Origin of the sequence: Stenotrophomonas sp. (assembly GCF_031995405.1) — a bacterium.
GTDB lineage: Bacteria > Pseudomonadota > Gammaproteobacteria > Xanthomonadales > Xanthomonadaceae > Stenotrophomonas.
This window is the reverse complement of sequence record NZ_DAMAGC010000004.1, coordinates 68,148-76,487: the sequence shown is the minus strand read 5'-3', so window position 1 is coordinate 76,487 and position 8,340 is coordinate 68,148. Positions and strand designations below refer to the sequence as shown.

At 69.0% G+C, this 8,340-nt stretch carries 5 protein-coding genes; 4 read left to right on the top strand and 1 reads right to left on the bottom strand.

From position 1 onward, the window contains the following. The first annotated feature begins 1 nt into the window (after position 1). Positions 2-328, top strand: a complete 327-nt coding sequence (locus RTO53_RS01570; protein WP_312236128.1) for a hypothetical protein — start codon at positions 2-4, stop codon at positions 326-328. A 9-nt stretch (positions 329-337) separates the two neighbouring features. On the opposite strand, the gene RTO53_RS01565 is transcribed toward RTO53_RS01570, so the two are convergent. Beyond that, positions 338-1,408 (bottom strand): DNA topoisomerase IB, encoded by a 1,071-nt coding sequence (locus RTO53_RS01565; RefSeq protein ID WP_312236127.1) that lies wholly within the window; start codon positions 1,406-1,408, stop codon positions 338-340. A 130-nt stretch (positions 1,409-1,538) separates the two neighbouring features. Between RTO53_RS01565 and RTO53_RS01560 the strand changes: the two genes are divergently transcribed. The 3 genes from RTO53_RS01560 (at position 1,539) to RTO53_RS01550 (ending at position 8,144) form a co-directional block, all read left to right on the top strand. Next, positions 1,539-1,940: an I78 family peptidase inhibitor gene (locus RTO53_RS01560; RefSeq protein ID WP_312236126.1), complete on the top strand. Its 402-nt coding sequence runs from the start codon at positions 1,539-1,541 to the stop codon at positions 1,938-1,940. A 177-nt stretch (positions 1,941-2,117) separates the two neighbouring features. Further along, positions 2,118-6,572, top strand: a complete 4,455-nt coding sequence (gene gltB / locus RTO53_RS01555) for a glutamate synthase large subunit (protein ID WP_312236125.1) — start codon at positions 2,118-2,120, stop codon at positions 6,570-6,572. 126 nt (positions 6,573-6,698) lie between these two features. Beyond that, on the top strand, positions 6,699-8,144 hold the full coding sequence (locus tag RTO53_RS01550) for an FAD-dependent oxidoreductase (RefSeq protein WP_312236124.1): 1,446 nt from the start codon (positions 6,699-6,701) through the stop codon (positions 8,142-8,144). The last annotated feature ends 196 nt before the right edge of the window (positions 8,145-8,340 follow it).

Here is an 8,340-nt window from a genome sequence, read left to right as displayed (position 1 = left end):
CATCGCCGCCGCCGCCGTCGCCGCCCTGTTGGCCTGCAGCAGTACCCCGGTCGCGCAGATCCAGCCCATCGAGGGGGTGATCTCCGGCCAGTGCCACGTGGACAAAGTGCGCGGCGCGGTCGGGCTGGCCGCCTCGGCTGCCACCGTCGAGCGCGCCCGCGTGGACAGCGACAGCCTGCAGGTGAATGTGGTGCGCGGCCAGCGCGCCGAAAGCGGCCCGACCGCCAGCGGTGCGGCCAACGCCACCCCGGGTGCCGAGAGCGGTGGTGAGCGCCTGACCATCGAAACCGGCGGCACCAACAACATCACCGCGCTCTACTGCGGCTGACCCACCGGCTCAGGCCGCGCGCGCGCGCTTGACCGTGCGGCGTGCGGCCTTGAGCACTTTCAATGTAGCCAGCTCCCATTGCCGCTGGCCGCGCAGCCCGGCCAGCGCCTTCAGCGAGCCCGCGCGCCAGCCGTCGAACACGCACGGATCGATGTACGACTTTCTGCACACCGACGGCGTATTGCCCAGCAGGGTGGCCACCTCGCACACCACCTGTTTCTGCAACGTCGCCAGCGCACGTTCGCTGGAGGGTTCGGGCAGCTCGGTGATGGCCAACTGGCGGATGGCTTCCAGCGTCCCGCCCCAGGTGCGGAAGTCCTTGGCGCTGAAATCCTCGCCCATCGCGTCGTGCAGGTAGTCGTTGACCATGCTCGAATCCACCGGCTGCACCGCCCCCTCGTCATCGCGATACTGGAACAGCGCCTGCCCGGGCAGCTGCTGGCAGCCACGGATCAGCTTCACCAGGCGGCGGTCATCCACGTCCACCTCATGCGCCTGTCCGGACTTGCCGCGGAAGCGCATCTGCGCACGCCCGTCCTTGACCAGCGCCAAGTGCCGGTTGCGCAGCGTGGTCAACCCGTAGGACCGGTTGTCGCGGGCGTATACCTCATTGCCCACGCGCACCAGCGTCTGCGCCAGCAGCGCCACCACGATGGCCAGGACCTTGTCGCGCGGGAAGCCGGTCAGCTTGAGGTCGCGCCGCAAGCGGCGGCGCAGCACGGGCAGTGCCGTGCCGAAGGCGATGATGCGGTCGAACTTGCCGTCCCCGCGCACCCGCGCCCAGTCGGCGTGGTAGCGGTACTGCTTGCGCCCGCGCGCGTCGCGACCGGTGGCCTGCAGGTGGCCGTTGGGCAGCGCGCAGATCCACACATCGGTATAGGCCGGCGGGATCGCCAGCGCGCGGATCCGCGCCAACGTGGCCGCATCGCGCACCGCCGCGCCATCGGCATCGCGGTAACTGAAGCCCTTGCCGGCGCGACGCCGCTGCAGGCCGGGCATTTCGTCGCTGACATAGCGCAGGCCGGCCTCGCGGGCGGCGGCGGCTTCGGGGGTGACACTACGGCTGGGGCTCATCGGCATGCGCGGCGGGAAGGGCCTCCAGTGTTACCCGGTGGCGGTGCGAGGCGGCGTCAATAACGCAACACGAACACCTCACGCCCCGCTTGGCGATATCCTCCATCGTTTCCCTGGTTCCCTCTCCGGAGTCTCGATGCCGTCCTTGTCGTTCCGCCGCCTGCGGCGTTCCCTTGGCCTTCTGGCCGTAGTCCCCACCCTGCTGGCGCTGGCTGCCTGCCAGGCGCCGCCCATGGACGAGCAGGAAGCAGTGGCCACCCATGCGCAGAAGGCGGCCGAAGCCGCTGCTGCCCCGACCGATGAAGCGGGCAAGGCGCTGGAAGCGCCGCCGGTCGGCAACTGCGATGCCAACCAGGTGCAGAGCCTGGTCGGCCAGGCCTATTCCGACGATGTCGGCAACCAGGCCCAACAGGACGCCGGCGCCAAGCAGCTGCGCGTGCTCAAGCCCAGCGACGTCACCACGATGGAGTTCATCGGCGAACGCCTGAACATCGAAGTGGACGAGAAGGGCGTGATCAGCGGCCTGCGCTGCGGCTGAACAGGGAGCGCCTGGAAGTCACTTCCAGGCGGCTTTTGCAGGGGTTTGGTTGCGCCTGCAACCGTGTATTGCGGCGTTGCAACAACTGTGATCTAGTCGAGTCATCCGGTGCCTCCAGATGCGCTCAACGGATTGAGCGGGGACGAGTGTCGCCGCTCACCCGACATTGAGGCAGAGATGGCCCCCCGCAACCGCCAAGGGCTTTACGACCCGCAAGATGAGCGCGACGCCTGTGGTTTCGGCATGGTCGCCCAGCTCGATGACCAGCCGTCGCGACTGCTGGTGGATACCGCCATTGCCGCGCTGTCGCGCATGACCCACCGCGGCGGCGTCGCCGCCGACGGCGTCACCGGTGACGGCTGCGGCCTGTTGCTGCGCCGCCCCGACGTGTTCCTCAAGGCCTTGGCTGTCGAAGCCGGCCTCACCCTCGGCGCACGCTTCGCCGCCGGCGTGGTGTTCCTGCCGCATGACGCCACCGCCGCGCAGGCCTGCCGCGACACCCTGGAACAGCAGCTGCGCGATGCCGGCTGTCGTCCGGTCGGTTGGCGCCCTGTGCCGACCGACCCGAGTGTGTGCGGCCAGCTGGCGCGCGACACCCTGCCGCGCATCGAGCAGGTGTTCGTCGATGCCGGTGCCGGGCAGGACGAGGCCGCCTTCACCCTGGCGCTGTTCCTGGCCCGCCGTCGCAGCGAACAGCAGCTGCGCGAACATGCCGATTACTACGTCACCACGCTCAGCCCGAATGCGATCAGCTACAAGGGCATGGTGCTGCCGGACAAGCTGAGCCGCTTCTACGTCGACCTGCAGCGCAACGACCTGGCCTCCAGCGCGATCGTGTTCCACCAGCGTTTCTCCACCAACACGCTGCCGCGCTGGCCGCTGGCACACCCGTTCCGGATGCTCGCCCACAACGGCGAGATCAATACCATCGAGGGCAACCGCCGCTGGGCGCAGGCGCGCAGCAAGGTGTGGAAGACCCCGCGCTTCGACATCGGCGAGTTCAACCCGGTCATCTCCATGCACGGCTCGGACTCGCAGAGCCTGGACAACATGCTCGAACTGATGGTCAGCGCCGGCATGGAGCTGATCCAGGCGCTGCGCATCCTGGTGCCGCCGGCCACCCAGTCGCTGGAGTTCAAGGACCCCGACCTGGCCGCGTTCTACGAGTTCTACGGCCTCAACAGCGAGCCCTGGGACGGCCCGGCCGGTATCGTCGCCTGTGACGGGCGCTATGCCGCCTGCACGCTGGACCGCAACGGCCTGCGCCCGGCGCGCTGGATGCTCACCTCCGACCGCCATTTCCTGGTTGCCTCCGAAGCCGGCGTGTGGGAAGTGCCGGCCGAGCGCGTGGTGCGCAAGGGCAAGCTCGGCCCGGGCGAGATGATGGCCATCGACCTCAAGCGTGGCGACCTGCTCGACTCCGACGCCATCGACCGCATCAACCGTGGCCGCGCTCCGTACAAGCAGTGGCTGCAGCAGGGCGTGACCTACCTGCAGACCGAGCTGATCGATCCGTCGCTGGTCGAGGAACCCTTCGACGAACGCACCCTGCGCAGCTATCACAAGCTGTTCCAGCTCAGCAGCGAGGAAGTGGAGCAGATCCTGCGCCCGCTGGCCGAGACGGAGCAGGAAGCCACCGGTTCGATGGGCGATGACACGCCCATGGCGGTGCTCAGCCAGCACAGCCGCCCGCTCTACGACTATTTCCGCCAGGCGTTCGCGCAGGTCACCAATCCGCCGATCGATCCGCTGCGCGAAGACTGCGTCATGTCGCTGTCCACCCAGCTCGGCAAGGAGACCAACATCTTCCATGCCGGTGCGGAGACGGTGAACCACGTCATCCTCAATTCGCCGGTGCTCAGCCAGCGCAAGCTGCGCCAGCTGATCAAGATGGAGCAGTACGTCGAGAAGAACCGCCTGATCGACCTCTCCTACAGCCTGGACGAAGGCCTCAAGGCCGGCATCGAGCGCATCTGCGCCGAGGCCGAGGCCGCCGCGCGCGCGGGCATCGTCATGCTGCTGCTGAGCGACCGTTATCCGGTTGCCGACCGGCCGATGGTGCACGCGCTGCTGGCCACCAGCGCGGTGCATCACCACCTGTCCAACGCCGGGCTGCGCTGCGACGTCAACCTGATCCTGGAAACCGGCACCGCGCGCGATGCGCACCACATGGCCTGCCTGCTCGGTTTCGGCGCCACCGCGGTGTATCCGTACCTGGCCTACCAGACCCTGTTCGACCTGGGCCGGCGCGGCATCCTGCAGCTGAGCAAGGGCGGCGAGCAGTCGCAGATCGGGCGCCGCTACCGCAAGGGCATCTACAAGGGCCTGTCCAAGATCATCTCCAAGATGGGCATCTGCACCGTGGCCAGTTACCGCGGCGCGCAGCTGTTCGAAATCGTCGGACTCGATGACGAGGTCGTGGACCTGTGCTTCCCCGATACCGCCTCGCGCGTGGCCGGCGTCGGCTTCGCGCGGCTGGATGACGAGGCGCGCGAACTCACCGTGCGCGCCTGGAACGACCTGCTGCGCCCGGACGTGGGCGGCGTGCTCAAGTACGTGCACGGCGGCGAATACCACATGTACAACCCGGACGTGGTCATGACCCTGCAGCGCGCCGCGCGCAGCGGCGATGCCGCCGACTGGCAGCGCTACTGCGAGGCCGTGCACGGCCGCCCGGTGTCGGCACTGCGCGACCTGCTGCAGCTCAAGGCCGCGCCTGTCCCGACCCCGCTGGATGAGGTGGCCCCGGCCGAAGACCTGTTCCGCCGCTTCGACACTGCTGCGATCAGCCTGGGTGCGTTGTCGCCCGAGGCGCATGAGGCGCTGGCGATCGCGATGAACCGCCTCGGCGGGCGCAGCAATTCCGGCGAAGGCGGCGAAGACCCGGTGCGCTACGGCACCGAGAAGCGCAGCAAGATCAAACAGGTGGCCTCGGGGCGTTTCGGGGTTACCGCCGAGTACCTGGTCAACGCCGAAGTGCTGCAGATCAAGGTCGCCCAGGGCGCCAAGCCCGGCGAAGGCGGCCAGCTGCCCGGCCACAAGGTCAACGAACTGATCGCGCGGCTGCGTTACGCCAAGCCGGGCATCGGCCTGATCTCACCGCCGCCGCACCACGACATCTACTCCATCGAAGACCTGGCCCAGCTCATCTACGACCTCAAGCAGGTCAACCCGACCGCGCTGGTGTCGGTGAAGCTGGTCAGCCATGCCGGTGTGGGTACCATCGCCGCCGGCGTGGTCAAGGCCGGCGCCGATCTGATCACCGTGTCCGGCCATGACGGCGGCACCGGGGCCAGCCCGGTCAGCTCGATCCGCTATGCGGGCGTGCCGTGGGAACTGGGCGTGGCCGAATCGCACCAGGCACTAGTCGCCAACGATCTGCGCGGGCGCACCCTGCTGCAGACCGACGGCGGTCTGAAGACCGGGCTGGATGTGATCAAGGCCGCGCTGCTCGGGGCGGACAGCTTCGGCTTCGGTACCGCGCCGATGATCGTGCTGGGCTGCAAGTACCTGCGCATCTGCCACCTCAACAACTGCGCCACCGGCGTGGCCACCCAGGACGAGCGCCTGCGCGCGCAGTACTTCACCGGCCTGCCCGAGCGCGTGGAGAACTTCTTCCGCCTGTTGGCCGAGGAAGTGCGCGGCTGGTTGTCCTACCTGGGCGTGCGCTCGCTGGAGGAGATCGTCGGCCGCACCGACCTGCTGCAGCAGCTGGACGTGTCGCCGCGCCCGGGCGTCAAGGTGGACTTGTCGCGCCTGCTCAACCCAGCCCGGTACGGCGGCAGCCACTGCGCCGCGCAGCGCCTGTACGAATCGCCGGACAGCCTGGCCACGCAGATGGACGGCCTGCTGGCCCCGGCCATCGCCGGCAAGCTCGGCGGCGAACACCGCTTCCTGATCCACAACACCGACCGTTCGATCGGCACGCGTCTGTCCGGTGAAATCGCGCGCACGCACGGCAACCAGGGCATGAGCGATGCGCCGCTGACCCTGCGCTTCCGCGGCACTGCCGGGCAGAGCTTCGGCGCGTTCAACGTCGGCGGCCTGCAGCTGGAGGTTGAAGGCGAGGCCAACGACTACGTGGGCAAGGGCATGGCCGGTGGCCGCCTGGTGGTACGTCCGCCGCGCGGGGCGCGCTTCGAGGCACGCAACACCGCGATCATCGGCAACACCTGCCTGTACGGTGCCACCGGCGGCGAGCTGTTCGCCGCGGGCCGTGCCGGCGAGCGCTTCGGCGTGCGCAACTCCGGCGCGCTGGCGGTGATCGAAGGCGCCGGCGACCACTGCTGCGAGTACATGACCGACGGCATCGTGCTGGTGCTGGGCAAGGTCGGGGTGAACTTCGGCGCCGGCTTCACCGGCGGACTGGCCTACGTGCTGGATATCGACCGCGACTTCGTGGACCGCTACAACCACGAGCTGATCGACATCCACCGCATCTCCGCCGAAGGCTTCGAGAACCATCGCCAGCACCTGCACACGCTGATCAGCCGCCACCGCGAACTGACCGGCAGCATCTGGGCGCAGCAGATTCTCGACGAGTTCCGCGATTACGTCGGCAAGTTCTGGCTGGTCAAACCCAAGGCCGCCAGCATCGAATCGCTGACCGACTCACTGCGCCGCGCCGCCTGATCGGGGTCAGGGCGCCGGCCCCCCGCCGGCGCTGCACATCCACCGCTGTAGTGCCGGTCGCTGGCCGGCAACCCCCATTTGCAGTGCCGGCCGCTGGCCGGCAACCCACCATCGCAGGGCCCACCCATGAGCCGCAAGCAAGCCTTCCAGTTCCTCGACCTGCCCCGGACCATGCCGCAACGCATCCCGGTCGAACTGCGCACCTCCGGCGACTGGGGCGAGCTGTACGGCAAGTTCGGCAAGGAAGACGCGCAGTACCAGGCCGGGCGCTGCCTGGACTGCGGCAACCCCTACTGCAGCTGGAAGTGCCCGGTGCACAACGCCATCCCGCAGTGGCTGCAGCTGGTGCAGGAAAACCGCATCCACGAGGCGGCCACGCTGTGCCACTCGACCAACCCGCTGCCCGAAGTCTGCGGCCGGGTATGCCCGCAGGACCGCCTGTGCGAAGGCAGCTGCACGCTGGAGGAATTCGGCGCGGTCACCATCGGTGCGGTCGAGAAGTACATCGTGGACACCGCGCTGGCCACCGGCTGGCGCCCGGACATGACCGCGGTGGAGCCCACCGGCAAGCGCGTGGCGGTGATCGGCGCCGGCCCGGCCGGGCTGGCCTGTGCCGACCGTCTGGCGCATGCCGGGATACAGGCGGTGGTGTATGACCGCTACGAACAGATCGGCGGGCTGCTGCAGTTCGGCATTCCCAGCTTCAAGCTGGACAAGTCGGTGATCAGTCGCCGCCGCAACGTGCTCGAGGGCATGGGGGTGCAGTTCCGCCTCGGCGTGGAGATCGGCCGCGATGTCAGCGTGGACGAGCTGCTGGCCGAGTACGACGCAGTGTTCGTGGGCACCGGCGCCTACCGCTACACCGACGGCGGCCTGCTCGGCCAGGACCTCAAGGGCGTGCTGCCGGCACTGCCGTTCCTGGTGCAGAACAGCCGCATCGTCAGCGGCAGCGACGCGCATGGCCGGCCCATCGCCGGCTGGGAAGACCAGATCGCCCTGCCCGACCTGGACGGCAAGCGCGTGGTGGTGCTGGGCGGTGGCGATACCGGCATGGACTGCGTACGCAGCGCGGTGCGGCTGGGCGCGGCCAAGGTGACCTGTGCCTATCGTCGCGACGAGGCCAACATGCCGGGCTCGGCGCGCGAAGTGGCCAATGCCCGCGAGGAAGGCGTGCGCTTCCTGTTCAACCGCCAGCCGCTGTCCATCGAAGCCGGCGCCGACGACGAAGTGATCGGGGTGATGGTGGTGGAGACCCAGCTCGGCGCGCCCGACGCGCAGGGGCGTCGCAATGCAGTGCCGATCGAAGGCAGCGAATCGCTGCTGGAAGCGGACGTGGTGATCATCGCCTTCGGCTTCTCGCCCAGCACCCCGGCCTGGCTGACCGCGCACGGGGTGGAAGGCGGGCACAACGGCCGCATCATCGCCGGTGGCCGCGACCGCCTGCCGTTCCAGACCGCGCACCCGCGCCTGTTCGCCGGTGGCGATGCGGTGCGCGGTGCCGACCTGGTGGTGACTGCGGTGGCCGAAGGGCGGGATGCGGCCGGCAGCATTGTGCAGCTGTTGTCGGTGTAACGCGGCGGGAGTGTCGGGGTCGCGCGGTGCGCGGTTGCCGGGCGTGGCCCGGCAGTAGCGGGCTTCGTTGCGGTGGGTCGGGGTTGCCGGGCGTGGCCCGGCACTGCCCGCTTCGTTTTGGTGGGTCGTGGTTGCCGGGCGTGGCCCGGCACTACCCGCTTCGTTTTGGTGGGTCGGGGTTGCCGGGCGTGGCCCG